The 289-nt window shown below is 69.2% G+C and carries 1 protein-coding gene; it reads left to right on the top strand.

Annotated features, from left to right (window positions below):
* Positions 1–5: 5 nt before the first annotated feature.
* Positions 6–287 (top strand): malonate decarboxylase acyl carrier protein, encoded by a 282-nt coding sequence (mdcC, locus tag EN846_RS34600; protein ID WP_135928164.1) that lies wholly within the window; start codon positions 6–8, stop codon positions 285–287.
* The last annotated feature ends 2 nt before the right edge of the window (positions 288–289 follow it).

The raw sequence follows: 289 nt of genomic DNA, 5'->3' as shown, positions 1-289 counted from the left end.
CGCGGGTGCAGTTCCCGCACGATGCGGTGCTGGTGGGCGTGCTGGCTTCGGGCAACCTGGAGATCCTGCTGGAGCCTGTGGCACAGGAGGGTGCGATGACCGTGCGCATCATCACCGCTGCGCAGGGCTTCGGCAGCATCTGGCAGGCGGTGATCGCCGACTTTGCGCAACGCCATCCGCTGCGCGACGTGCGCGTGTCGATCAATGACGCCGGTGCCACCCCGGCGGTGGTCAGCCTGCGCCTGGACCAGGCCGTGGAAACCCTGCTGGCCGGCGGCAAGCCATGAGC

Source organism: Mesorhizobium sp. M4B.F.Ca.ET.203.01.1.1 (genome assembly GCF_004791025.1).
GTDB lineage: Bacteria > Pseudomonadota > Alphaproteobacteria > Rhizobiales > Rhizobiaceae > Mesorhizobium > Mesorhizobium abyssinicae.
Note: the sequence above shows the minus strand (reverse complement) of the source record. Positions and strands in the feature narration are given on the sequence as shown.